Annotated in this window: 26 protein-coding genes and 1 riboswitch; of the genes, 11 read left to right on the plus strand and 15 right to left on the minus strand. The window is 68.8% G+C overall.

Annotation, left to right across the window (positions count from 1 at the left end; translation table 11 throughout):
• The first annotated feature begins 100 nt into the window (after positions 1-100).
• Positions 101-793: an SDR family NAD(P)-dependent oxidoreductase gene (locus OHA10_RS08130; RefSeq protein ID WP_371405551.1), complete on the plus strand. Its 693-nt coding sequence runs from the start codon at positions 101-103 to the stop codon at positions 791-793.
• Here the strand turns inward: OHA10_RS08130 and OHA10_RS08135 are convergent, their stop codons facing one another.
• Positions 794-2,167 carry an L-serine ammonia-lyase gene (locus OHA10_RS08135; RefSeq protein ID WP_371405552.1) on the minus strand — a complete coding sequence of 458 codons (1,374 nt, stop codon included), beginning with the start codon at positions 2,165-2,167 and terminating at the stop codon, positions 794-796.
• Between the two features lie 80 nt (positions 2,168-2,247).
• Positions 2,248-2,355: riboswitch (glycine riboswitch) on the minus strand.
• 306 nt (positions 2,356-2,661) lie between these two features.
• On the opposite strand from OHA10_RS08135, the gene OHA10_RS08140 reads away from it, so the two are divergent.
• A complete protein-coding gene (locus OHA10_RS08140; RefSeq protein ID WP_371405553.1) occupies positions 2,662-4,071 on the plus strand; it encodes an alpha/beta fold hydrolase in 1,410 nt (469 codons plus the stop codon).
• 3 nt (positions 4,072-4,074) lie between these two features.
• On the opposite strand, the gene OHA10_RS08145 is transcribed toward OHA10_RS08140, so the two are convergent.
• The 3 genes from OHA10_RS08145 to OHA10_RS08155 all read right to left on the minus strand — a co-directional run bounded on the left by OHA10_RS08145 (position 4,075) and on the right by OHA10_RS08155 (position 6,707).
• Positions 4,075-4,302, minus strand: a complete 228-nt coding sequence (locus OHA10_RS08145) for a hypothetical protein (RefSeq protein WP_371405554.1) — start codon at positions 4,300-4,302, stop codon at positions 4,075-4,077.
• 192 nt (positions 4,303-4,494) lie between these two features.
• A complete protein-coding gene (locus tag OHA10_RS08150) occupies positions 4,495-5,919 on the minus strand; it encodes an aminopeptidase P family protein (protein WP_371405555.1) in 1,425 nt (474 codons plus the stop codon).
• Positions 5,920-5,960: 41 nt separating this feature from the next.
• The gene (locus OHA10_RS08155; RefSeq protein WP_371405556.1) at positions 5,961-6,707 is read right to left on the minus strand and encodes a GntR family transcriptional regulator; all 747 of its coding nucleotides are present in this window, start codon (positions 6,705-6,707) and stop codon (positions 5,961-5,963) included.
• Positions 6,708-6,805: 98 nt separating this feature from the next.
• Here OHA10_RS08155 and OHA10_RS08160 point away from each other — a divergent pair, with 98 nt between their 5' ends.
• Genes OHA10_RS08160 through OHA10_RS08170 form a run of 3 tightly spaced genes read left to right on the plus strand, consistent with a single transcriptional unit; the run spans position 6,806 to position 9,032 of the window.
• Positions 6,806-7,558: a LamB/YcsF family protein gene (locus OHA10_RS08160; RefSeq protein WP_371405557.1), complete on the plus strand. Its 753-nt coding sequence runs from the start codon at positions 6,806-6,808 to the stop codon at positions 7,556-7,558.
• Entirely contained in the window at positions 7,558-8,163 is a 606-nt protein-coding gene (locus tag OHA10_RS08165; protein WP_371405558.1) for an allophanate hydrolase subunit 1, read from the plus strand. The genes OHA10_RS08160 and OHA10_RS08165 overlap by 1 nt, the downstream gene beginning before the upstream one ends.
• Entirely contained in the window at positions 8,160-9,032 is an 873-nt protein-coding gene (locus OHA10_RS08170) for a biotin-dependent carboxyltransferase family protein (RefSeq protein ID WP_371405559.1), read from the plus strand. Before OHA10_RS08165 ends, OHA10_RS08170 begins: the two co-directional genes overlap by 4 nt.
• Here the strand turns inward: OHA10_RS08170 and OHA10_RS08175 are convergent.
• Positions 8,989-9,972, minus strand: coding sequence for a GlxA family transcriptional regulator (locus tag OHA10_RS08175; RefSeq protein WP_371405560.1), 984 nt, complete (start codon positions 9,970-9,972; stop codon positions 8,989-8,991). The genes OHA10_RS08170 and OHA10_RS08175 overlap by 44 nt on opposite strands.
• Before the next feature lie 35 nt (positions 9,973-10,007).
• Between OHA10_RS08175 and OHA10_RS08180 the strand changes: the two genes are divergently transcribed.
• The 3 genes from OHA10_RS08180 to OHA10_RS08190 are packed head-to-tail and all read left to right on the plus strand — an operon-like array spanning position 10,008 to position 12,911.
• On the plus strand, positions 10,008-10,640 hold the full coding sequence (locus tag OHA10_RS08180) for an HD domain-containing protein (protein WP_371405561.1): 633 nt from the start codon (positions 10,008-10,010) through the stop codon (positions 10,638-10,640).
• Positions 10,641-10,684: 44 nt separating this feature from the next.
• Positions 10,685-11,038 carry a UBP-type zinc finger domain-containing protein gene (locus OHA10_RS08185; protein ID WP_371405562.1) on the plus strand — a complete coding sequence of 118 codons (354 nt, stop codon included), beginning with the start codon at positions 10,685-10,687 and terminating at the stop codon, positions 11,036-11,038.
• Between the two features lie 7 nt (positions 11,039-11,045).
• The gene (locus tag OHA10_RS08190) at positions 11,046-12,911 is read left to right on the plus strand and encodes a GH32 C-terminal domain-containing protein (RefSeq protein WP_371405563.1); all 1,866 of its coding nucleotides are present in this window, start codon (positions 11,046-11,048) and stop codon (positions 12,909-12,911) included.
• 82 nt (positions 12,912-12,993) lie between these two features.
• On the opposite strand, the gene OHA10_RS08195 is transcribed toward OHA10_RS08190, so the two are convergent.
• The 6 genes from OHA10_RS08195 to OHA10_RS08220 all read right to left on the minus strand — a co-directional run bounded on the left by OHA10_RS08195 (position 12,994) and on the right by OHA10_RS08220 (position 19,591).
• Positions 12,994-13,995, minus strand: a complete 1,002-nt coding sequence (locus OHA10_RS08195; protein ID WP_371405564.1) for a proline racemase family protein — start codon at positions 13,993-13,995, stop codon at positions 12,994-12,996.
• Positions 13,992-14,894 carry a dihydrodipicolinate synthase family protein gene (locus tag OHA10_RS08200; protein WP_371405565.1) on the minus strand — a complete coding sequence of 301 codons (903 nt, stop codon included), beginning with the start codon at positions 14,892-14,894 and terminating at the stop codon, positions 13,992-13,994. The genes OHA10_RS08195 and OHA10_RS08200 overlap by 4 nt, the downstream gene beginning before the upstream one ends.
• A complete protein-coding gene (locus OHA10_RS08205; RefSeq protein WP_371405566.1) occupies positions 14,891-16,660 on the minus strand; it encodes a 2Fe-2S iron-sulfur cluster-binding protein in 1,770 nt (589 codons plus the stop codon). Before OHA10_RS08205 ends, OHA10_RS08200 begins: the two co-directional genes overlap by 4 nt.
• A complete protein-coding gene (locus OHA10_RS08210; RefSeq protein ID WP_371405567.1) occupies positions 16,657-17,817 on the minus strand; it encodes an NAD(P)/FAD-dependent oxidoreductase in 1,161 nt (386 codons plus the stop codon). Before OHA10_RS08210 ends, OHA10_RS08205 begins: the two co-directional genes overlap by 4 nt.
• A 109-nt stretch (positions 17,818-17,926) precedes the next feature.
• Positions 17,927-18,532, minus strand: coding sequence for a helix-turn-helix domain-containing protein (locus OHA10_RS08215; protein WP_371405568.1), 606 nt, complete (start codon positions 18,530-18,532; stop codon positions 17,927-17,929).
• A 6-nt stretch (positions 18,533-18,538) separates the two neighbouring features.
• Positions 18,539-19,591, minus strand: coding sequence for an SDR family oxidoreductase (locus OHA10_RS08220; RefSeq protein WP_371405569.1), 1,053 nt, complete (start codon positions 19,589-19,591; stop codon positions 18,539-18,541).
• A 70-nt stretch (positions 19,592-19,661) separates the two neighbouring features.
• Between OHA10_RS08220 and OHA10_RS08225 the strand changes: the two genes are divergently transcribed.
• Together OHA10_RS08225 and OHA10_RS08230 are read left to right on the plus strand one after the other, a co-directional pair.
• Complete coding sequence (locus tag OHA10_RS08225; RefSeq protein WP_371405570.1) at positions 19,662-20,546, plus strand: LysR substrate-binding domain-containing protein; 885 nt, start codon at positions 19,662-19,664, stop codon at positions 20,544-20,546.
• Positions 20,546-21,499, plus strand: a complete 954-nt coding sequence (locus tag OHA10_RS08230; RefSeq protein ID WP_371405571.1) for a cation diffusion facilitator family transporter — start codon at positions 20,546-20,548, stop codon at positions 21,497-21,499. The genes OHA10_RS08225 and OHA10_RS08230 overlap by 1 nt, the downstream gene beginning before the upstream one ends.
• Here OHA10_RS08230 and OHA10_RS08235 read toward each other — a convergent pair.
• Positions 21,465-21,653 carry a DUF3099 domain-containing protein gene (locus tag OHA10_RS08235; protein WP_137256383.1) on the minus strand — a complete coding sequence of 63 codons (189 nt, stop codon included), beginning with the start codon at positions 21,651-21,653 and terminating at the stop codon, positions 21,465-21,467. The two genes, OHA10_RS08230 and OHA10_RS08235, sit on opposite strands and share 35 nt — an antisense overlap.
• Position 21,654: 1 nt before the next feature.
• Complete coding sequence (locus OHA10_RS08240) at positions 21,655-22,104, minus strand: MarR family winged helix-turn-helix transcriptional regulator (protein ID WP_371405572.1); 450 nt, start codon at positions 22,102-22,104, stop codon at positions 21,655-21,657.
• Positions 22,105-22,228: 124 nt separating this feature from the next.
• Here OHA10_RS08240 and OHA10_RS08245 point away from each other — a divergent pair, with 124 nt between their 5' ends.
• Positions 22,229-23,458: an MFS transporter gene (locus tag OHA10_RS08245; protein WP_371405573.1), complete on the plus strand. Its 1,230-nt coding sequence runs from the start codon at positions 22,229-22,231 to the stop codon at positions 23,456-23,458.
• Here the strand turns inward: OHA10_RS08245 and OHA10_RS08250 are convergent.
• Positions 23,354-24,454: a dienelactone hydrolase family protein gene (locus OHA10_RS08250; protein ID WP_371405574.1), complete on the minus strand. Its 1,101-nt coding sequence runs from the start codon at positions 24,452-24,454 to the stop codon at positions 23,354-23,356. The genes OHA10_RS08245 and OHA10_RS08250 overlap by 105 nt on opposite strands.
• 12 nt (positions 24,455-24,466) lie before the next feature.
• A complete protein-coding gene (locus OHA10_RS08255; protein ID WP_371405575.1) occupies positions 24,467-24,685 on the minus strand; it encodes a hypothetical protein in 219 nt (72 codons plus the stop codon).
• Between the last annotated feature and the right edge of the window lie 8 nt (positions 24,686-24,693).

The following is a 24,693-nucleotide window of genomic DNA, read 5'->3' on the forward strand; positions in this document are numbered from 1 at the left end:
TTCCAGTATTCCGCGCCCGGTCCGGAACAGCCTGGTACTGCCATTCCCTAGGACATCACGGGTACTACCTGCTCGGGAGCGCCCACGGGAGCCTGAAGCCATGACCACGACACTCATCACCGGGGCGAACAGAGGCCTCGGATACGAAACGGCCAGGCAGCTGATCGCGGCCGGCCACACCGTCTACATCGGCGCCCGGGACCCCCAACGCGGCAAGCAGGCCGCCGCGGACCTCGGCGCGCAGTACGTCGAGTTGGACGTCACGAGCGACGAGTCCGTCGACGCGGCGGCCGAACAGCTGGATTCACTCGACGTACTGATCAACAACGCCGGCATCCCCGGACCACGCAAGGAGATCCGGGATCTGACCGCCGACGACTTCCGTCAGGTCTTCGAGCTGAACGTGTACGGGCCGGTGCGGATGATCCGCCGGTTCCTGCCGTTGCTGGAGCGCAGCGACAACCCGGTGATCGTGAACGTCTCCAGCGGTCTCGGCTCGATCGCCGCCGCCGTGGATCCGAACGGGGTGAGCACTGTGCCCGTCTGGGTACCCACCCCGGCGTACGGCGCTTCGAAGGCGGCGCTCAACATGCTGACGGTGCAGTATGCGCGGCAGCTGCCCGAGCTGCGGATCAACACCGTCGACCCCGGCTACACGGCGACCGACTTCAACGACCACAACGGCTACCAGACCGTCGAGGAAGGCGCCGAGATCATCGCCCGGCTGGCGCAGATCGATCAGACCGGGCCGACCGCGGAGTACCTGAGCCTGCACGGGACCGTCCCGTGGTGATCAGCACTCGATGACGTTGACGGCGAGGCCGCCGCGGGAGGTCTCCTTGTACTTGATCTTCATGTCGGCGCCGGTCTCGCGCATCGTCTTGATGACCTTGTCGAGCGTGACCACGTGGACGCCGTCGCCGTGCATCGCCATCCGGGCCGCGTTGATCGCTTTCACCGACGCCATCGCGTTCCGCTCGATGCACGGGATCTGCACCAGGCCGCCGACCGGGTCGCAGGTCAGCCCGAGGTTGTGCTCCATCGCGATCTCGGCGGCGTTCTCGACCTGTTGCGGCGTACCGCCGAGGACCTCACACAGACCGGCGGCGGCCATCGAGCAGGCCGACCCGACCTCGCCCTGGCAGCCGACCTCGGCGCCGGAGATCGACGCGTTCTCCTTGTAGAGCACGCCGATCGCCCCGGCGGTCAGCAGGAACCGGACCGCACCGTCCTCGGTGGAACCGGGCACGAAGCGGCGGTAGTAGTGCAGTACGGCGGGAATGATGCCCGCGGCACCGTTCGTCGGCGCGGTGACGATCCGGCCGCCGGACGCGTTCTGCTCGTTCACCGCGAGCGCGAACAGGTTGACCCAGTCCATCACCTTGAGCGGATCGACCGACCACGGGTCCTGGCTGAGCTTCTTGTGCAGGGCGTGCGCCCGGCGCGGCACCTTCAGCCCGCCGGGCAGGATGCCCTCGGTCTCGCAGCCCTCGCGGACGCAGTCCTGCATGACCTGCCAGATCCGCAGCAGGCCGTCGCGGATCTCGTCCTCGGTCCGCCAGGCGAGCTCGTTCGCGAGCATCACCTCGCTGATCGACAGCTGCGACTCGCGGCACCGGTCGAGCAACTCCGCGCCGGTGGTGAACGGGTACTTGAGCGGGGTGGTGTCCAGCACGATCCGGTCACCCGCGGCGGCGTTCTCGTCGACGACGAATCCGCCGCCGACCGAGTAGTACGTGCGCTCCCGCAGTACTGCGCCTGTCGCGTCGCGGGCGACGAAGATCATCCCGTTCGGGTGGTACGGGAGGGCCTTGCGGCGATGCATCACCAGGTCGGCGTTCTCGTCGAAGGCGATCTCGTGCTCACCGGCCAGCACGATCCGGCCACGCTCACGGATCGTCTCGACCCGCGCGTCGACCGAGTCCGTGGCGACGGTCTCCGGGTCGGCGCCCTCGAGTCCGAGCAGGACGGCCTTGTTGCTGCCGTGTCCGTGCCCGGTCGCGCCGAGCGAACCGAACAGCTCGGCATGGACGGTCGCGGTGGCGGCCAGCAGGCCGTCGGCGGCGAGGCCGAGTGCGAAGGTGCGGGCCGCACGCATCGGTCCCACGGTGTGGGAGCTCGACGGGCCGATCCCGATACTGAACAGGTCGAAGACGCTGATCGCCATCGTGTGGAGGTTCCTTCCGGTCGCCGTTGACCGTTTGGTGTCCTCCCCGCTCTGTTGGACCCGACGTCCTCCAGAGATGCCTCGCCCGTGCGGTGAAGGTGCCTGAGAGATTCTTGGGGAGAGTTGCTCCTACGGCGCCCGGGTCCAGAGTCTGTCTACCTGGCCCGGGACTCTCCCGCACGGGTTCATGCGGCTGTTGAGTTGACCAGGTTGCGTCTCTCGCTCTCACGCCGTAGCGAGCAGGTGCCCGGCGGAGTGCCTCGGTGTGCTGGAGGGAAGGGGGCGATGCGGATCCATCATTCCCTTCCCTCCAGCGCAGCGAGGTGCCCGCCGGGCGCCGCGCAGTAGGCGTGAGAGCGAGAGACGCAACCTCACGCTGTGGACGGTACGGCGGCCGCCCGGCCTCAGTCAATCCGGCCCCTGAATCCGTGATCAGGGTCGCGCGGGGATCGTCCCTGATGTTGTCAGCAAGCGATTGCCGAAGGATCGTCGGCATGAAGTTCACACGACGCGCCCTGGCCGGCGCCGTAGTACTCGGGGTCGCCGCGGCCGGGCTGACGACGACCGCCTCTGCCACTCCCAGCCGGGTGCACTGGGCCGACTGCAGACCGGAAGGAAAGGACGATCCCGCCCTGGTGAAGGGCTCCCAATGCGCGACGCTGCAACTGCCGGTCGACTGGCGGAACCCGAATGGACCGACCTTCGACCTCGCCATCGCCCGACGTACGGCGAAGGGCCAGCGGATCGGAGTGCTCGTGTTCGGGCCGGGCGGCCCGGGCGACTCCGGGGTCGATCGGATCAAGACCGGGATGAGCCGGTTCAGCGCCGACCTGCAGGACCGCTTCGACATCGTCAGCTTCGACCCGCGAGGCGTGGCCCGCAGCAATCCGGTGCAGTGCTCGGCCGCACTGCTCGCGAAGCAGCCGTCGCCGATCATCAACAGCACGGCCGAGTTCGCGGCGACTATCACCTACAACCGACAGCTCGCTTCGGACTGCCGCGAGCACACCGGTCCGCTGTACGACCACATCGACACGTGGCAGACAGTGCGCGACGTCGACGCAGTACGCCGGGCACTCGGTGAGTCGACGATCTCGTTCCATGGCAGCTCGTACGGGACGCTGCTCGGAGCGCAGTACGCCGAGACGTATCCGAACCGGGTCCAAGCGATGGTGGTGGAGAGCGTGATCGACCACGGCTCGCCCACGACGAAGTCCTTCCTGGACGTGCAGGCGGCTGCGGCGCAGGATTCGTTCGACGAGTTCGTGAAGTGGTGTGACGCTTCGGCGAGCTGTGCACTGCACGGGCGGGACATCCATGCGCTGTGGGCCGGGCTGCTGGCGCGGTCGAGTGATCCGTTCAAGTTGAGTTTCCAGGTGTTCCGGATGCTCTACGACCCGGAGTGGTCCGCGCTGGCCGAGACGCTGAAGGCCCTCGATACTCCGTCAGCGGCCGCGGTCCCGACCGGGCTTGCGCAGTACCCGTTGGCAGTGTTCTGTCAGGACTGGAATCTTCCGGTCAAGGACTACCGCGAGTACGCCGCGCACCTGCAGCGGCTCGCCCGGAACAACCGGGACATGCGCTACCCGGGTCAGCTGATGGCTGTGTCGATCTGCCTCGGTGCGCCGCAGGCGAACAACCCGCAGCACGTGCTGAAGGTGCACGGACTCAAGACGCCGGTGCTCCTCGCCAACGCGATCCACGACCCTGCCACGCCGTACAAGATGGCGCAGAGCGTCCAGCGGCAGCTCGGCCGCTCCGGCGTGCTGCTGACGTACGAGGGCTGGGGACACGGGAGCTACAACTCGAGCCCGTGCATGCAGACCACGATCGACGACTACCTGATCGCACGCGACGTACCGAGGCGCGGCAGCAGCTGCGCCGCCGTACCGCCGGTCGGGTGAAACTCAGACCGGTACGCCGGTGACTTCGAGGACGCGGTCGAGCTGGTCCCCGCGGACCAGCCGGCCCGACATCAGCCGGAGCTCGTTGCAGGCGGTCTCCAGTGCCTGCGCCTGGGTCCGGCAGTTGTCGACGAACCAGAACGGGTCGTCGGGCTGCGGATCGTCGGCGTCATCGATGTCGGCGTACCAGTGCCGACTGCCGTAGTGCACTACACGCACCCGTAGATTCATGATGACTACTCCCCGTACCCAGGGATCCCTGGGTCCCCCCGGGCCCAGTCGGGGCCGCCTCGGCCTGGCGCATGGTACGCGGCCCCCCACTAGCCACGCGCCCGGCCGAGTTCGACCCTCCCCCGCTCTGTACATCGTGCTGGGCGGGCGAGTGTTACCGGTTGTGACGGTTAATTTTGAGCGATCGCTTGATTACTTCAGGTGTGAGCGGGTCCACTGCTCCAGGCCGTCGGTGGTGATCGGCAGGTCCTCGGTGAGGATCTCCAGCCGGTCGGCGTGCACGACGACGTTGTCCTCGATCCGGATGCCGATCCCGCGCAGCTCCGGCGGCACGGTCTCGTCGTTCGGGTGGAAGTACAGTCCGGGCTCGACCGCGAGCGCCATGCCGGCCTCGATCGTGCCGGCGAAGTACGCCTCCGGACGCGATGCGTCGCAGTCGTGGACGTCGAGGCCGATGTAGTGACCGGTCCCGCAGACGATGTAGCGGCGGTGCTGCTGCCCGTCCGGGCCGAGCAGCTCGTCGATCGACGCCTCGAGCAGACCCCAGTCCCGCAGCCCTTCGGCCAGCACCCGCAGCGCCTCGTACTGGAAGGCGCGGTACGGCGCTCCGACCTTGACCGCCTCGAGTGAGGCGAGCTGCGCCTTGTGCACGAGGTCGTGTACCTGACGCTGCGCCTCTGTGTACTCGCCGGTCGCCGGGAACGTCCGGGTCACGTCGGCGGTGTACAGCGTCCGGGTCTCGACGCCCGCGTCGAGCAGGATCACGTCGCCCTCGTTCACCGGGCCGTCGTTGCGGACCCAGTGCAGCACCGGCGCGTGGTTGCCAGCAGCAACGATCGAGGCGTACCCGACGCCGTTGCCCGCGGTCCGCGCCCGCCGGTCGAAGGTGCCCTGGAGCCAGCGCTCACCGCCGCCGCGGATCGCCTCGGGAAGCTCGCTCGCCACGTCGCCGAACGCGAGCACGCTGGCCGCGACCGCCTCGCGCAACTGATCGAGCTCCCAGTCGTCCTTGATCCGGCGCAGCTCGGCGAGCGTCTGCCGCAGCGCGTTGCCGTCGGTCGGCGACGTCCGTACCAACGCGTCCAGCATCGGCTCGACACCGGGCACCGACAGCATGAACGGAACCGCGCCGCGCACCGCGGCGGGCAGCTCCTCGAGCGGGCGGCAGGCGATCTGCAGCGCGTCCGACCAGTCCTTGAGCCCCGGCACCGGGCCGATCCACAGCTCGCCGTCGCGCGCGTTCGCGAAGAAGTCCGCCTCGTCCGGGCCGGCCGTCTCACGCAGGTAGAGCGTCGCGTCGCCGTCGCCCGAGATCACCAGTACGGCGCCCTCGGCCTGGCATCCGGTCAGCCAGACGAAGTCGCTGTCGGCGCGGAACAGGTAGTCGGTGTCGTTCGACCGGACCGGCGCACGGCCGGCCGCGATCGCGATGCGCCGTCCCGGCAACGCCGCGGCGAGCTTCCGCCGGTGCTCGGCGGCCGCCTCGGCGAGCCCTTCCGGCACCGTGACCGAGCGATCCACCGGCCCCCAGCCACGCGAGATGAAGTCCCGGAACCCCTTGGCGTCGATGGGGCGGTACGACTTCGGCGTCTCTTCGGTCCGGGCGTCATCCGACATGACTGTGCTCCCCTTTGCAGCTCACGATTTGACTCATCAACTCAGGTTTTTGCGGGCGTGCGCAAGCCCTTATCTCGGAACGCCGCGAGGATGCCGGCCTCGGAGTCGAGCAGGTACTGGTGCAGGTCGGCCGCGGCCTCGTCGTACTTGCGGGCCTCGAGCAGCTCGAACAGCCTGCGGTTGCGCGCGATGTACGGCTCGTGCAGCTCGCGCGGGGTCGCGATCACGTGGAAGAGGAGCCGCAACTCCGCGAGCAGCCGGCCGGTCATCGCGTCCATCCGGGAGCTGTCCGCCAGACCGATCAGGTGCTCGTGGAAGCGCATGTTCGCCGTACCGACGGCCGGCCAGCGGTCCGCGCGGGCGGCAGCCTCGGCTGCCTCGACGTCGTCCTGCAACGGCTCCAGGCGACTCGCCGGCAGCTCCGGGTCGCGGTCGGCGAGTCCACGGACGACGTCCACCTCCAGCACCCGGCGGAGCCGGTAGAGGTCGATCACATCGCGCTCGTCCAGCTCGGGGACGAACACTCCGCGGTGCAGCTTGTAGACGAGCAGACCTTCATGGGTCAGCAGACGGAACGCCTCGCGCAGCGTGTTCCGGCTGACCTCCAGGACCTCGGTCAGCTCGATCTCGGAGAGTTGGGCGCCGGGCGGCAGCGCACCTTCGGTGATACTGCGGCGAAGGATGTCGGCGGCCCGCTCCGCGGAGCTGCTCCGATCCAGTCGCGCGACGTCGGCGGCGACGGTTCGCAACCACGCCTGCCGTTCGGTCTCGGCCCCACCCGTACTCATCTCCGCATCATCCCGCACGGGAGCAGCAAGGAAAAGTAGAACAAGCCTCTTGCAGGATTGTTGAACAATCTCTAGGCTCGGGCAAGGGAGGTGGCCGCATGGACCTCAACGCGGACATGGGTGAAGGATTCGGTTCCTGGTCGATGGGCGACGACTCGGCCCTGCTCGAGGTCGTCACCAGCGCGAACGTGGCCTGCGGGTTCCACGCCGGCGATCCGTCGATCATGCGGCGGGTGACGGCCGAGGCGGTCGAGCGCGGGGTCGCGATCGGGGCCCATGTCGGGTACGCCGACAAGTCCGGCTTCGGGCGGCGGTTCCTCGACATCGAGCCGGCCGCGTTGCGCGACGAGGTGCTGTACCAGATCGGCGCGCTGGATGCGTTCGCGCGGATCGCGGGTGACCGGGTGCGGTACGTGAAGCCGCATGGCGCGCTGTACAACACGATCGGCCATCATGAAGCGCAGGCGGCTGCAGTCGTCGCCGCGGTCGCGGAGTACGACAAGACGCTGCCTGTGCTCGGCCTTCCTGGCTCGGTGTGGCTTCGGCTTGCGTCGGAGGCCGGCCTGACGGCAGTGCACGAGGCCTTTGCGGACCGTGCGTACGCCCCTTCCGGCACCTTGGTGTCGCGACGCGAGGCCGGCTCCGTGCTGCACGACGCGGACGAGATCGCGGCCCGCTGTACTGCGATGGCGACCGGCCAACCGATCCGGGACAGCTCCGGCGGCTCGCTGGTGGTCGACCCGGCATCGATCTGCGTCCACGGCGACACCCCGGGCGCTGTCGACATCGCTCGACGGGTGCGTGACGCGTTGGAGGGAGCGGGCGTCACTGTGCGCCCGTTCACCGGCTGATGCGAATCCTCCCGGCGGGCGACCGGGCGCTGCTGGTCGAGCTCGACGATCTCGACCAGGTGCTCGGGTACTACGCCGCGCTGACCGCGGATGCGCCGGCGGACGTCGTCGACATCGTCCCGGCCGCCCGTACCGTGCTGGTCACCACATCGGGCGACCTAGCTGCCTTGTCGCGAACCCTGCACGACGTGACTCCCTCCGCAGACAACCGGACAACCGGCGATCTCATCGAGATCCCGGTGATCTACGACGGCGCCGACCTGGGCGACGTCGCCGAGCTCCTCGGCTGCACCCAGGACGAGGTGGTCGGCCGCCACACCGCCGATGAGTGGACTGTCGCCTTCTGCGGCTTCGCACCGGGATTCGGTTATCTGACGTCCACCGGGGACTGGGACATCCCTCGCCGCTCATCACCCCGGACCAAGGTCCCCGCCGGCGCGGTCGCGCTGGCCGGTGAGTTCAGCGGCGTCTACCCGCGCGAGTCCCCCGGTGGATGGCAGCTGATCGGCCGCACCACCGCGAAGATCTTCGATCAGGAGCGCGACCCTGCCGCGCTGTTCCATCCGGGCCGTAGGGTCCGGTTCGTCGACGCGGGCCGTGGATGAGCAGCCTGACCGTCCTGGAAACGGGGCCGTTGGCAACAATCCAGGACCGCGGACGATCCGGGCAGGCGGCGCTCGGCGTACCGGGGTCAGGTGCTTGCGACCGGGCCGCTTATGCGCTGGCCAATCGTTTGGTCGGCAATCTTCCCGGCGCGGCCGCCCTCGAGGTGACCTTCGGTGGTCTGGTGCTGCACGCCGACTCCGACCTCGTCGTCGCGATCACCGGGGCTCCCTGCACCGGTGTGCCGTTGAATGCGCCTGCGTTCTTGAAGGCGGGTGAGGTGCTGCGGCTCGGCCCACCGTCCAGCGGCCTGCGCACCTACCTTGCCGTCCGCGGCGGGATCGACGTACCGCCGGTCCTCGGCTCACGTTCCACCGACCTACTGTCCGGCCTCGGACCGACACCGCTGACGTCCGGCCAGACCCTTCCGGTCGGCCACACTGTCGAACCGATGCCCGGGGTGGACCTCGCTCCTGTCGCACACCCCGCAGGTGGTCAGGTTGTGTTGCGGGTGACCCCAGGACCCCGCCGCGACTGGTTCACCGACGCGGGCTGGTCCGCACTGCTTTCCCAGACCTATCAGGTCAGCAGCAACAGCAACCGCGTCGGCGTACGCCTCGACGGCACTGCCCTGGAACGCGCCCGATCCGGCGAACTGGCCAGCGAAGGTATGGCTCGCGGCGCGATCCAGATCCCGCCGTCCGGCACCCCGGTCATCTTCCTCGCCGACCACCCCGTCACCGGCGGCTACCCCGTCATCGCGTACGTCGCGGACGCCGACCTGGACGTGTGCGCACAGGTAAGACCGGGCCAACCGGTCCAGCTCGTCAGCTCGTCGCCTGGAAGCGGCGGAGGTACTCCGTCGGGGTGAGACCGAGGTGTCTGGCGAAGGCGCGGCGCAGGGTTTCGTCGCTGCCCAGGCCGCTGAGGCGGGCTGCTTTGGTGATGCTGTGGCCGTGGAGCAGGAGCTGCTGCGCGCGGTCGAGTCGGACTCGTTCGACCCAGCGGCCCGGCGTGGTCTGGAACTCGCTTTGGAACAAGCGGGTCAGGTGTCGCGGGCTGACCGCTGCGGATGCCGCCAGGTTCGGCAGGGTGTGGTCGCCCGCGGGGTCTGCCACAACGGTCTCGGTCACCACCCGCAGCGGATCGCTGCGCGCCGGCGGCGTGTCCAGCGCGGTTGAGAACTGGGATTGGCCGCCCGGCCGTTGCATGAAGACCACCAGCTCGCGGGCCACGGTCCGCGCGGCGTCGGCGCCGAGGTCAGCCTCGACCAGTGCGAGCGCGAGGTCGATGCCGGCGCTGATGCCGGCCGAGGTCACGTAGCGCCCGTCGGTGATGTGCAGCGCATCGGGCTCGACTTCGACGTTGGGGTACTGCCGCGCCATCGCGGCCGCATGTCGCCAGTGCGTCGTCGCTCGCCGCCCGTCGAGCAGACCGAGTCCCGCGAGCACGAACGCCCCGCTACAGACCGACGTCACCCGCTCAGCCCCGTCCGCAAGCGCCCGCGTCAGGTCGGCAACCTCCGTCGGCACGCCCTCGACCAGGTGATCGGCACCAGCGACCACCACCGTGTCGACCATCCCGACCTCCGCGGCGGCGGTCACCCCCGCGAGCACGACACCGGACGCCGTCGTCACCTGCCCACTGGAGGCTGACACCAGCACCGTGTCGTACCGGCGGCGGTCCTGCACTCGATTGGCTTGATGCAGTACTTCGAGTGGGCCGCTCACGTCGAGGAGCGTGACGCCGTCGTACACCACGAAGGCGACTCGGTGTGTCCGAATCTGTGGTTGATCCGGCGAATTGGACATGGCGTCAGCCTAGCCCGCACGCCGAACCTGTAGTCATGATCGAAACCATCGCCGGGGTCCGGATCCCCGACAGCACCCTGGCCCGCGAGGCGACCGAACTCGTCCGCGAGGTGGCGTCGCCGCTGCTGTTCGACCACTCCCGCCGGGTCTTCCTGTTCGGCGCCCTCCGCGGCAAGGACCTCGAGTACGACGCCGAGCTGCTGTACGTCGGCGCGATGTTCCACGACCTCGGCCTGACCGAGCGCTACCGCCGTACCGACCAGCGCTTCGAGATCGACGGCGCCGACGAGGCCCGGCGTTTCCTCCACCAGCACGGCATCACCGGGGAGAGCGCCGACCGGGTCTGGACCGCGATCGCGCTGCACACCACGCCGGAGATCCCGCTGCACCTGCCGGCCGAGATCGCGCTCGTCACCCGCGGTGTCGAACTCGACGTACTCGGCCTCGGGTACGACGCCATCACCGACGCGCAGCGCGACGCCGTCACCGCCGCCCACCCGCGTCCGGACTTCAAGAACCGGATCCTGGAGGCTTTCACCGAAGGGATCCAGGACCGGCCGGCGACGACGTTCGGCAACGTGAAGTCCGACGTTCTCGAACACTTCGTGCCCGGCTACCACCACACCGACTTCGTCGACGTCATCAAGAACTCGCCCTGGCCCGAGTAGGGCCTTGCTTGTGAGGGGAGCGAGGAGCGGCGAGGATGTGCGGTATGACGGAGAGTTCTGGAGTCCCAGGCATCGACAGTTCTGTCCCTCCGAGCGGCACCGGCTGTGTCGAGTGCCTGGCCGCCGACGGCTGGTGGTTCCACCTCCGGCGCTGCGCGCAGTGCGGCCACATCGGTTGCTGCGACTCCTCCCCCGAGCAGCACGCGTCCCGCCACGCGGCCGAGAGCGGTCACCAGATCGTCCGCAGCTTCGAGCCGGGTGAGGACTGGTTCTGGCACTACGGCGAGTCCGAGTACTACAACGGCCCCGAGCTGGCCCCGCCCGCCGCCCACCCCGAGAACCAACCGGTCCCCGGCGGCAACGTCCCCACCGGTTGGCAGGGCAAGCTCCACCGCTGAGGACGCCGTGACCGATCTCTCCGCCGATGTCGTCATCGGCGACTTCACCGTGCCGTTCGTCGTCTCCCGCCCGTACCTGAACTTCCGGATCTGTGGCGGTGACTTCGAGTACAAGACCTGCTTGAACGTCGTCGTGAACGGCCGGATCGTCCGCAGCGAGACCGGCCGAGCCACCGAGCTGTTGCATCCGGCGTCGTTCGACCTCTCCGACTGGCTCGGGTCGGAAGCGCGGCTGGAGATCGTCGACGAACCCGACGGCTGCCTGCGCGTGAGCGACATCGTCCTGAGCTCGACGCCTTCCGTTGCGACGGTGACGCAACCGCTGTACGCCGAAGCGCTCCGCCCGCAGCTCCACTTCACGGCCCGGCAATGGGCGATGCACCGGCTCAACCCGGTCGAGCGGGAGGAAGGCTGGCTCAACGACATCAACGGGCTGGTCTTCTACGACGGCGAGTACCACCTGTTCGCGCAGCGCTGGAACAAGTGCTGGATCCATGCCGTCAGCAACGATCTGGTGCACTGGACCGAGCTCGACCCGGCCTTCTTCGAGGAGTCCCTCGACACCGGCGTGCAGTCGGGCAGCTGCGTGATCGACGTCGACAACACCTCGGGTCTCGCTGTGCCGGGTTCAGGGCCGGGTTCAGGGCCGGGTTCGGGGCCGGATTCAGGGCCGGGTTCAGGGCCGGCGATGGTCGCGTTCTGGTCGCGGAACGACAACCGGTCCCAGTGCGTCTCGTACAGCCTGGATCGCGGACGGACGTGGACGCACTATGCCGGCAACCCGATCATGGACCTGCCGGAGCGCGATCCGATGGTCTTCCGCGATCACCGGCGTGCGCAGTGGGTGATGGTTCTGTACGGCGACGATCGCTATCAGTTGCTGCGGTCCGACGACCTGCTGCACTGGGAGTCGCTGGACAGCTCGATCTCGGACAGCTTCGAGTGCCCGGACTTCTTCGAGCTCGGGGTGGCCGGGTCGGACGAGTCGCGGTGGGTCCTGGTTCGTGGCGACGGCCGGTATTCGATCGGCAGTTTCGACGGGCGGAGTTTCGTCGAGGAGACCTCACAGTTGCAGGTCGACGGCGGGCCGAACTTCTACGCAACCCAGAGCTGGGCGGCCGGCAGCACCACGGCTCCACGCCGGATCCAGGTCGCGTGGATGCGCGGCGGCCACTACCCGAACATGCCGTTCAACCAACAGGTCAGCATCCCCTGCGACCTCTCCCTGCACCACACCGCCGACGGCCTGCGCATGTACCGCACCCCGGTCCCCGAACTCGAGACCCTGGCACAGACCCGCCACACCTGGCCCACCCGAACCCTCTCACCGGCGGTCCTGGACGCCGACTCACCGAGCCACACCTCGGTCCCCACCGCCCCGGACGCCACCGCCCCACCCAGCACCGCTTCGGTGAGCACCACCCCAGACAGCACCACCCCGGACAGCACGACCCTGCCCAGCACCACCCCGGTCTCGTCGTCGGACTTGGTCGACTCGCAGGCGGACAGCCGGGCGACCTGGGTCGGCCCGTGGCGGATCGGGACCGCGTGGCCGTTGCTCCGCATCACGTGTGAGGTCGCGCTCGCGCCGGCGGCTGAGCTGGCGCTGGACATCTGCGGCACGCGCGTGACGGCGACCTCGGCCGGCATCGCCGTACTCGGTGGCGAACAGCCGACCATCACCGCGGTCCGCAAGCTCGACATCCTCGTGGACACGACCTCGATCGAGGTGTTCGCCAACGACGGCGAGGCCTCGCTAACGGCCTGCGTGCAACCGGGTCACTACGAACTGACGCTCACCGCATCCGGAGCCGACTGCACCCTGCGCGAGCTCGAAGTAGTCGAGCTCGCCTCGATCTGGCCGCCGGTCTAGGGCATCCCCCGCCGCGAGGTGCTCGGTGCGGTGAGGGGACGCGCCGAGCGTCGCGCAGTAGGGGCGGGAGTGGGAGACGTGCCTAGAGCACGAAGCCGGTTGGGAAGGGGTCGTCGGGGTCCAGCAGGTAGTTGGCGGTGCCGGTGATCCAGGCTCGGCCGGTGACGGTGGGGACGACGGCAGGGTGTGGACCTACGGTGGTTTCCTCGATCAGGCGGCCGGTGAAGCGGGTGCCGATGAAGGACTCGTTGACGAAGTCGGTGTTGAGCGGGAGCTCGCCGCGGGCGTGCAGTTGGGCCATGCGCGCCGACGTACCGGTGCCACACGGTGAGCGGTCGAACCAGCCCGGGTGGATCGCCATCGCGTTCCGGGAGTCCGCGCCGTCTTCGCCCGGTGCGGTGAACTGTACGTGCTTGCAGCCGTTGATGCCCGGGTCGAGCGGATGGACCGGGCGGTCCGCGGCGTTGATCGCGTCCATGATGTCGAGCCCGGCCTTCAGGATGCGGTCCTTCTCCGCGCGGTCGAACGGGATCCCGAGCTGTTCGAGCGGCAGGATCGCGTAGAAGTTCCCGCCGTACGCCAGGTCGTAGGTGACCTTGCCGAGCCCGGGCACGTCAACCGACGCGTCCAGCGCGTGCGAGTACGACGGGACGTTCCGCAGCGTCACGTGCTCCGCGCGACCGTTGCTCACGGCAACGTCCACCACGACGAGGCCCGCCGGTGTGTCCAGGCGGACCTGCGTGACCGGCTCGGTCACCTCGACCATGCCGGACTCGACCAGCACGGTCGCGGCACCGATCGTGCCGTGACCGCACATCGGCAGCAGACCGGAGACCTCGATGTAGAGCACGCCCCAGTCCGCGTCGGAGCGCGTCGGCGGCTGCAGGATCGCTCCGCTCATCGCGGCGTGACCGCGCGGCTCGTTCATCAGGAACAACCGCAGGTCGTCCAGGTGCTTGATGAAGTACTCGCGCTTCTCGGCCATCGTCGTGCCCGGGACGACGCCGACCCCGCCGGTGACGACGCGGGTCGGCATGCCCTCGGTGTGCGAGTCGATCGCAGTGATCGTCCGAACTGACCTCATCGGAGGGATTCCACGGCTTTCTTCATGTCCTGCTCCAGTTGCGCGACGTGCTCGGGGACGAGCGGTCCGCGCGGCGGCCGGCACGGTCCGCCGTACCGGCCGACGTAGTCCATGCCGTACTTGATCGCCTGGACGAACTCGGTCCGCGAGTCCCAGCGGAACGCGGCGACCAGCGGCTCGTACAGCGCGCGGGCCTCTTCCAGCTTGCCTGCCAGGGCGAGGTCGTACAAACGGACCGATTCCTTCGGGAACACGTTCGGGAAGCCGGCGAACCAGCCGGTGGCTCCCATCAGCAGTGCCTCGAGTGTCAGGTCGTCGGCGCCCGCGACCACGGCGAGGTCCGGCGCGAGCTCACGGATCTCCAGGATCCGGCGGACGTCACCGGAGAACTCCTTCACCGCGACGATGTTCTCGATCCCGGCGATCTCGGCGAGCAGGTCCGGGGTCAGGTCGACCTTGGTGTCGAGCGGATTGTTGTAGACCATCACAGGCAGACCGGCCTTCGCCACCTCGGCGAAGTGGTTGATCACCTCGCCACGGTTCGCCCGGTACATGGTCGGCGGCAGGCACAGTACGCCGTCCGCTCCGTCCTCGGCTGCCTTCTCCGCCCACGCGCGCGCCTGGTGGGAACCGACGCCGTGCACCCCGACGACCACGACGCCGTCGTCACCGACCGCCTCGATCGCAGTCCTCGCCACAGCGCGGCGCTCGTCGTCGGTCAGCGACGAGTACTCACCCAGTGAGCCGTTAGGCCCGACCCCTCGGCAGCCGTTGTCGACCAGCCAGCGGCAGTGCTCGGCGTACTTGTCCAGGTCCGGCCGCAACCCCGCCGGCGCCGACGCATCCTCGGCGTACGGCAACGCGGTCGCAACGATCACGCCGTCCAGTTTCTCGCTCATGTTGTCTCCTCGGCTTGAGCCAGATCGCGCAGCCTCACTGGTACGGCGATCGGTCGCTTCATGCTTGGTTTCGGTACGTCGCCCGGCGCGGCCAGCAGCTCGGCGACGTTGCGCGAACACACCCGCCCCTGACACATCCCCAGCCCCGCGCGACTGCTGAGCTTCATTGCCCGGCCGTCATCAAGACCCCGCTCACCGGCGACGGTCTCGAGCTCTCCCCGCGTGACCTCCTCACACCGGCAGACGATCGTGTCCACATCACTCCAGCTCTTCCACCCATCCCGCACCGGATAGGCCCGAGCCAGAGCAACGGCAAACCGCCGGCCGCGCGTGACGGCTGCTGAGTCCGAAGGCCGAGGGGTGCCACCGGTCGCGTGATGAGCTGCTGCAGCGCCTGCCAGAGCACCTTCTGCACTCGACAATGCGGCGCCGCCGATGCCGGTGAGCTCGCCGGCGGCGTAGATGCCTGGGGTGCTCGCTTGCTGGTTGGCGTCGACGGCTACCGCGGGGCCGCCGTCGGGGCCTGTGGTGAGGTTGCAGCGGGCGGCGACTGCTAGCTCGAGGTTGGCGGTGAAGCCGAAGCCTACGCAGATCGCGTCGACATCGACGCGGCGTTCGGTGCCGCGGATCGGTCGCCAAGTGGGGTCGAGGCGGGCGATGGTGGCGGATTCGACGTGGCAGGTGCCGTGGGCGGCGATCACGGTCCAGCCGTGGCGGAGTGGGATGCGGTGGCGGGCGAGCAGCGCACCGTACCCGACGGCCTCCCGAAGCTTGCTTGGGGCAACCAATGGGTCGGTGGACCAACCCTTGCGGACCGTGGCGAGCGAGTTGGCCTCCAGGAGCGCGACCACGTCAGCACCTACGCCCAGGAGGGATTCGGCCACCGGCAGCAGGAACGGCCCGGTGCCCGCGACGAGCACGCGTTGGCCGACCGCGATGCGTTGGCCCTTGGCCAGCGCCTGGGCCGCACCGGCGGTGTACACGCCGGGCAGGTCCCAACCGGGGAAAGGAAGCACGCGGTCATAAGCGCCCGTCGCCAGCACCAGAGCCTTCGCGTCGATCGGGAACGGCTGCCGCCCCGCAGCATCCGCCGGACCTTGTTGTGCCCAGAGCCGAGCCGCCGGCAGCTCCTGGCGCTCATCGGCGCGGTCCTCGATCGCCCAGATCGAGGTCTCGGGCAGGTGGGTGATCCGCGGGTGACCGCCGAGCACCTCCCGCTGAGCCGCAAAAGCCTTCCACTCATGCTGAATGCGATCCGGCCGCCGCGCGGCGAACTCCGCAGGCAGCTGCCGGTTGTACTGCCCGCCGATCGCCCGGCCGTTGTCGACCAGCAGCACCTCGGCGCCGGCGTCCGCCGCCGCAAGCGCCGCCGCGACACCCGCCGGACCAGCACCCACAACGACGACCTCGGCGGACATCGGTGAATGCGGCACAGTCTCAGTCGCCAAGGCAGCAGGCAGAACCGCTCCGTCCTGGGTCGTGATCGCATCGCCGGTCGCGATCGTCCGCTGGCACGCGCGCACATCGGCAAGACCGTTGACCGTCACCAAACAGTCCTGACACGCCCCGATGCCGCAGAAGGTCCCGCGAGGACGATCGTGGACGCGAGTCGTCCGCCACGTGTCGCGACCGTTCGCCAGCAGTACGGCGGCCACCGTCTGACCGGCATGAGCCGTGACCGGATGCCCGTCGACCGTGACGTCCACCGCAGGCGACGCACCGACCGCGGCCGGATCGCCGGAGCGTGGGCGCAGATAGGCGCTCATGATGCGATCACCGCCGGGCGGTCGACGCGGAACGGTGATGGATCAAGGTGTGGCGCGAGGCCGAGGAACAGCTCGGTGATCAGCCGGCCGGTCGAAGGCGCGAGCCCGATACCGGCGCCTTCGTGACCGGTCGCATGCCACAACCCGAGGACCCGTGGATCCGCACCGATGACCGGTAGATGATCCGGAGCGTAAGGACGGAAGCCGCCGTACGCTCGCATCACCGGCACATCGCCGAGGAACGGGAACAGCCCGACCGCCTTCCGCGCGAGCTCCCGCAGCACCCGCACCCGGATCGCCTCGTCGAACCCGATCCGCTCCCGGCTCGACCCGATCAGCACCGTCCCGGCACGCGTCGACTCGACCACCGTGGATGTCTGCAACTCGGCGTCGCCACTCCCGACCGCGCCGACGTAGTCCGCGTCGTACACCTTGTGGCGCACGGACTCCGGGAGCGGTGCGGTGACCAGGATCATCCCGCGTCGTGGCAGCACCTCGATCGGCGCACCCGCCGCAGCACCGAAGGCACCGGCCCACGGTCCGCATGCATTGAGCACTGCGCCACAAGCGATGTCGCCGTCCGACGTATCCACGCCGACCACGCGCCCACGCGACTGCCGAACCCCGAGCGCGGTCACCCCCGATCGCACCTCACCACCGCGCCCGCGAACAGTCGCCAGCAGAGCCGTCGCCGCCAGCACCGGCTGCACCTGCGCGTCGTCCGGGTAATGCACCCCGATCGTCACACGAGGCGTGATCAGTGGCTCCAGCTCGAACACCTCAGCAGGCGTGATCACCCGCGCCGCGACCCCGGCCTCCTGCTGCTTCGCGGCGAAGGCAGTCAACGGCTCCGGATCGCCGGTCGCCACGACGACACCGCCCTTGGCTTCCCACTCGATGTCGGCGACGTGCTCGAGCAGGCGGCCGCGCACCACATTCCACTCCGCGCGTGAAGCAATCGCGAGGTCGAGCTCCGGCCCCGGCTCCTTGTCGGAGACCAGCACGTTGCCCTCACCGGATGCCGTCGTCCCCGCGGCCGGCCCGTCGCGGTCGATCACCAGCACCCGCACGCCCGCCGCCGACAGCGCCTCCGCGCAGGCCGCCCCGACCATGCCCGCGCCGACCACCACCACATCGGGTGTCGCGGACCGGTGCATGACGGCTCTCCTCGAAGACGTTCGCTAAAATGAACGATATCGAGAGTACGCGCGGTTCCGACGACCGGTCAATGTACTCAACCGGACCTCTCCTGGACTTCTCCCGGAACTATCCCTGCAGGTGCGGGCCGCCGGCGGCCGTCGGGTAGACGTCCGGCGGGTACTCGAGCAGCAGCACCGACCGCACCGGACCGTCGACAGCCTCGTAGCCGTGCGGTCCGGCCGCCCGGAAAGCCAGATAGTCGCCAGGGCCCAACTCCTCGGTCTGCCCTTGTGTAGTAACACGCAGCCGACCGGCCAGAACGATGTGGTGCTCGGTCCCCGGATGTCCGTCGGAGTGCTGGACCGCATCCGGCCGGATCTCCTGGTTGTAGATCTCGAACAGCCCGCCCGGGTGCTCGAGCCGCCGGAGCATCCGCAGATCGATCGCCTCACCGGACAGTACGTCGACGTCCGCGGACCGCACGAGGACCAGGTCCGACGCCGGTGACTCGGCCAGCAGAGCCGACACCGGTACGCCGAGAGCGTTCGACAAACTGAACACTGTCTCGATCGTCGGGTTGCCCGCGCCGGACTCGAGCTGCGACAGCGTGCCCTTCGCGATCCCGGACCGCCGGGCCAGTTCGGACAGCGAGATGCCCTGCTCGTCCCGCCGCGCCCGCAGGTTCGTCCCGAGCAGCTTCCCCGCACCCATCGCCGTCACAGCCCGGAGCATGCCATATCAGGGAATGATCCGCTGCCGGCGCAACTCGGCGAAGACGTCGTAGAACATCTGCTCGGTCTCGACGTACTCGTGGAATCCGGCGCGTCTGGACTTCGACGAGTCGGCGAAGAAGTCGTAGTCCCACCCGAAGACGAAGTCCGCGAACGGCCACGACGACACCTCCGCGAAGGATGTCGCGGCCAGTCCGTGGGTGGCCTGCATCTCCTTCCAGAGCGGCTCTTTGTCCGCCATGACGTCCTGCAAGGACATCTGCAACGGCGGCGCCGCCTCGAGGCCGAACCACGCAGCCAACCGCGGCCACAACTCGTTCCATCGGAACAGGTCGCCGTTCGTGATGTTGAACGCCTGGTTCGCCGCCGCGGGCGCCGTCGCCGCCCAGACCGTTGCCTTCGCCAACAAACCGGCATCGGTCAGCTCGAGCAGCGCGTCGTACGCACCGGGCTTCCCCGGGAACCGCAGCGGTACGCCGAGTTCCTTGGAGATCGACGCGTAGACAGCGATCGCGACCGCGAGGTTCATGGGATTCCCCAACGCTGCCCCACCGACGACGGACGGCCGCAGCGCCGACCAGGTCCACGCCTTGCCCTGCTGCCGCTCCTCCAGGAACCGCTGCTGATCGACGTTGAACTCCGGCGGCAGGTGCGGCGGATCGTCCTCGCGCGCCGGCGTCTTGAACGGCCCGAGATGCGCGCCGTACACCTTGTAGCCCTGCATCAGGCTCACGTGCCGCAGCCCGTGCGCGACCGGTTCGATCGCGTCCACGACGTTCACCAGCATCGCGAGATTCGGCGCCACCAACTCGGCCCAGGTCGGCCGGTCCTGGTAGGCGACATAGAACACGTGGGTCACGTCGGACAGTCCCGAGAGCTGGTTCCGCGTGTCGTCCGGATCGAGCAGGTCGACCGCGACATGACGGACACGACCAGGTACGTCGACACCGCCGCGGCGCGACAGGCCGATCACCCGCCAGTCCGGCAGCGACGCCAGATGTTCGACCAGATTCGTCCCGATGACACCCCGGGCACCCACGACCAACGCGACGTTCTCCATGCGAACAGCCTTGCTGACCTGCGCAGATAAAACCAAGGCATAGTTTTCACCGAAGCCATAAGCTCAACTCATGGCAACGCTCAGGCAGCTCGAGTACTTCGTCACCGTCGTCGATGAGAGCTCCTTCACCAAGGCCGCCGAGCTCCTGCACGTCACCCAGCCGGCCCTCTCGCACCAGATCCGCACACTGGAACGCTCAGCCGGCGGACCACTGCTCGAACGCCTCCCCCGCACGGTCCGCCTCACTCCGACCGGCCGTGCAATGCTCCCGCACGCCCGCGCCGCCCTCGCCGACGCCGAACGCGCCCGCTGCGCCGCCCGGCAGGCAGCAGGGCTCGAGGTCGGCGAACTGCAGATCGCCACGCTCTACTCGATCACCCTCGGCGTGCTGCCCGCCGCACTGCGGCGGTGGCGGCAGACGCATCCCGACGTCGGCATCCGGCTCTTCGAGCACCGCCATACCGAGGAGCTGATCGAGGCGATGAACGCCGGCGAAGCCGACCTCGCCGTCGGCCCGGAGCCCGGCGGCTGGTCCGGTGTCACCCGCACGATCGGCACCGAGGAACTCGTCGTCGTGGTCGCCTCCGACGATCCCGCAGCAATCGGCGACACCGTCAAGCTGCAAGATCTCGCCGACCGCGCGTGGGTCCACTACGCGCCGGGCCACGGACTCGCGGACGTCCTCGACCACGCCTGCGCGCAGGCAGGCTTCGAGCCGCGGATCGCCGTACGCACGGAGCAGACGGCCGCCGCGCCGGCGCTTGCCGCGGCCGGTCTCGGACCTGCCCTGGTGCCCGACAACATCGGCCTGCCGAGAGGCAGTCACGTCCTTCACCTGGATCCACCGGTCCGTCGCACGCTCACGGCGTACACGCGCGGTGAGCCCGATCCGCTGGCCGCAGCGTTCATCGACGTCCTCGTTTGGGGTGATGACGCCGCGGGCACGCGGAGGTGATGGCTGACGAAGAATCGGACGCGACAGTCCTTCTGGCTGGTACGGCGAACCTGGCGATCGCGATCGCCAAGATCGTCGCCGGTCTGCTGTCCGGATCCACCGCGCTGCTCGCCGAGGCAGCGCACTCCGTCGCGGACACGCTCAACCAGGTGTTCCTGCTGGCCGCTCTGCACCGCAGCCGTAAGCCGGCCGATGCCCGGCATCCGTTCGGCTACGGGATGGAGCGGTACTTCTGGTCGCTGCTCGCCGCGGTCGGCATCCTGGTCCTCGGCGCCGGCTTCTCGATCACCGAGGGCCTGCGCTCGCTCTTCGCGCCGTCGCCGATCGCCGCGCTGGCCGTGATCTATCCGGTGCTGGGGATCTCGTTCCTGTTCGAGGGGAGCTCCTGGCTCCGGGCGGTGCTCCAGCTCCGCCGGGAGGCTCGCGAAGCCGGCGTACCGGTTCTCACGCATCTACGCAGCGCCGAGCCCGCCGTGAAGACAGTGGCCTTCGAGGACTCGGCCGCACTGATCGGACTGCTCATCGCAGCGGCCGGTGTGACGTTGTCTGTCGTCACCGGCGAGCACATCTGGGACGGTGCCGCGTCGATCGCCATCGGCCTGCTGCTGATCGTCGTCGCGTTCACACTCGGCCGCGACAACAAGACCATGCTGATCGGACGCGCGCTACCGGCCGACACCCAGCGCGAACTGCGCGAGCTGATCGCGAGCACACCAGGCATCGACGAAGTACTCGAGCTGCTCACCTTGCAGCTGGCGCCGGACCAGGTCCTGGTCGTTGCGACCGTCGACCTGGACAACTCAGACACCACCGGCGCTGCCGTCGAGCAGCTCGCCGAGAAGGTCGACGTACGGGTGCGCGAGGCGTTCCCGATGGTGCGGCACCTGTATCTGGACCCGACGCCCGCGGAGGGGCGCGTCAGCGCTGATCGTGACCCCAGTTCGCCACGATGACGGCGATCGGCGGCAGTACGGCGGCTACCGCGCTCATCCCGATCGCGACCGGGATCGAGAACAGCCGGACGACGAACCACGCCAGCCCGATCAGGGCGAGGCAGCTGCCCATCAGCCAGTAGTAGGCCTTCCGGTTGTCCCACCGGCGCGCCATGTCACACCGCCAGCGACAGTTTCCCGAGGGCGTCGACCAGCGGCGAGAGCTCGGGCAGCTCGGAGGCGTTCTTCAATGCGGACGTCAGTACGGCGTCGTGGGTCGGCTGTGCTTCGTCGAGCAGCTCGCGGCCGGCCTCGGTGACCTCGGTGTAGATGCCACGCCGGTCGGTCGGGCACAGGTACCGCTGCAGCAGCTTGCGGTCCTCCAACCGGTTCACCAGGCGGGTCGTGGCGGACTGGCTGAGCACCACAGCGTTGGACAGCTGGTTCATCCGCAGGTGGTAGTCGTCCTGCCGCGCCAGCACGTCGAGCACGCTGTACTCACTCACGGACAGGCCGTGCCGCTTCTGCAGCGCACGCTCCAGCTCGTCCTCGATCCGGGCATGCAGAGCGGCCAGGGTGCGCCACCCCTGCGCCCGCGCCTCCGCGGCGTCATCCGGTAGTCCCACGGCACCTCCACTTGAACTTCACGCTTGCATGCGCAATCATAGCGCTTGTGCAATAGCCCGCGTGTGCAACTATCGCGCACGCCGGTAACAGTCATCAGACTACATTCGAGGGAGAATCCGCGTCATGCCCGCAGCCTTGCTGGCCCTGGCCATCGGTGCGTTCGGGATCGGCACCACGGAGTTCGTGATCATGGGACTCCTGCCCGAGGTCGCGACCGACTTCGGCGTCAGCATCCCGTCGGCCGGCCTGCTCATCTCCGGCTACGCGCTGGGGGTCGTGGTCGGCGCTCCACTGCTCACCGCGATCGGCTCGAAGGTCTCCCGCAAGACGGTGCTGATCGCGCTGATGGGCGTGTTCATCGCCGGCAACCTGGTGTCCGCGCTGGCTCCGTCGTACGGCGTTCTGATGGCCGGGCGGATCGTTGCGGCGCTGTCCCACGGAGCGTTCTTCGGAGTCGGATCGGTTGTCGCGGCGTCGCTCGTACCGAAGGCGAAGCAGGCCAGTGCGATCGCGCTGATGTTCACAGGGCTCACAGTGGCCAACGTGCTCGGCGTACCGGGTGGGACTGCGCTCGGACAGCACTTCGGCTGGCGGTCGACGTTCTGGGCCGTTACCGCGCTCGGCGTGGTCGGTCTGCTCGGCATTGTGTTCCTGGTGCCACGACAGGGCACGGCTGAGGGGCCGGGGCTGCGGACCGAGCTGGCTGTGTTCAAGAGCGTGCAGGTGTGGCTGGCGCTGGCGATGACCGCACTGGGGTTCGCTGGAGTGTTCGCGTCGTTCACCTACATCGCACCGATGATGACTGGTGTCGCCGGGTTCTCTGCGGGAGCGGTGACCTGGCTGCTGGTGCTGTTCGGCGGTGGGCTCGTCGTCGGCAATCTGCTCGGCGGCAAGGCTGCGGACCGGTCGCTCATGCCAAGTCTCTACCTGATCCTTGCGCTACTGGCCGCCGTGCTGGTCGCCTTCGTGTTCACTGCGCACGCCAAGCTCCCGTCCGCTGTGACGATCGCGCTCTTCGGCGCTGCGGGCTTCGCCACGGTCGCTCCGCTGCAGAAGCGCGTGATGGACAAGGCGAAGGGCGCTCCGGCGCTGGCGTCCGCGGCCAACATCGCTGCGTTCAATCTGGGCAACGCAGCCGGCGCATACCTCGGCGGACTCACCATCGAGCACGGCCTCGGCTACACCGCACCCAACTGGGTCGGCGCTGCCCTCGCGCTCTCCGGTCTGCTCGTCGCTCTCGTCTCCGGCCTACTGGACCGCAAGAACGTCGCGGAGCCAGGTGAAGGCGGCGGCCTGCATCGCCCGGTCGAATTTGTGGGGCCCGTCGAAGAACTGACCGACGTACGACGCTGAGGACCCGGCGGCGGCGTACTGCGCCGAGATCCGCTGATGCGCCGCCTCCTCCCCGCCCAACGGGAACAGCTCGTCATGGCGGTTGTACTGCACCAGGAGCGATGCCGGAGCCTGGCAGGCGGCGACATCCGACCAGTCGACCTGCGGAGGGAACATCCGCGGCATCAGCATCCAGGTGTGGGACACGACGTTCTGGTCGAGCAGCGAGTTGTAGGTGCCCATCATCCCGATCACGACCGCAGCGGTCAGGTTACTGCTCGTTGCCCGCAGCAACGCAGAGCGGCAACCGCCACCGGACAGTCCGATGCTGGCAGTCCGGTCGGTGGTGTCGTCGCGGCCGCGTAGGTAGTCCAGCGCGATCCGGTCCTCCCGGGCGACGACGGCGGCAAACGTCGTACCGAGCAGTGTGCAGTACTTCTCGACCAGGTGCTCGTGACGGCCGGCCGCAGCGTTGTAGGCGGCGGCGTCTCCGTCCACAGCATCCTCCCGGACCTGCGGCGGCATCTCGGTCAGCGGGAAGCGACGGCTTCCCCAGCAGAAGGCATCCGGCACGAGTACGACGAACCCCTGCGCCGCCAGGTCGTTCGCGTACGCGCGGCCCTCGTAGTACTGGTCCCGCAACGCCCGTACCTCGGCCGCGGGCTCCTCGTCGGTGTCAGCGATCTTCTCGCGGCCGTAGTACTTGAAGCCGTCGTGACCGTGCAAAGCGAGTACACCGGGCAGTGGGCCGTCGGCATCGGCCGGTTTCAGCACGCGCGCACGGGTCCGCGGGCCGAAGCCGACGGAGTACGAGATCTCCTCGCCGACCAGCCCGTCAGCCGTCCAGCGCCGCTCGACCCGGATGTCCGAAGGGCCGTCGTCGTCTCCGGCGGTCGCCACCATCCGCCGTACGATCTCGCGGACCTGATCCGGGGCCGGCTGCGCTGACTCCCTCACAGCCGGTGCGGTCGCGTGCTCGATCCAGTCGCTGTAGACACCCAAGTGTGTGGACCTCATGCCCGCAGACTGTCACGTCCTCTGACGACGGTAGAACGCACTGACCGCATGGAAAGACCTCTTCGGCAGCCAGTGGTACGGCGATGCGCCCAGGAAGCCCTCACCGCTGAACACGCTCAGCATGTCGGCCAGGTGGTCCGCCTGATCCTGCTCGTTGCGGACGTACTGCGGCGGGATGACCCGCCGGCCGCTCGACTTTGGATGGTGAAACAGTGTCTTCGGATCTGACACACTGTTTT

The organism is Kribbella sp. NBC_00662 (genome assembly GCF_041430295.1).
Lineage (GTDB): Bacteria > Actinomycetota > Actinomycetes > Propionibacteriales > Kribbellaceae > Kribbella.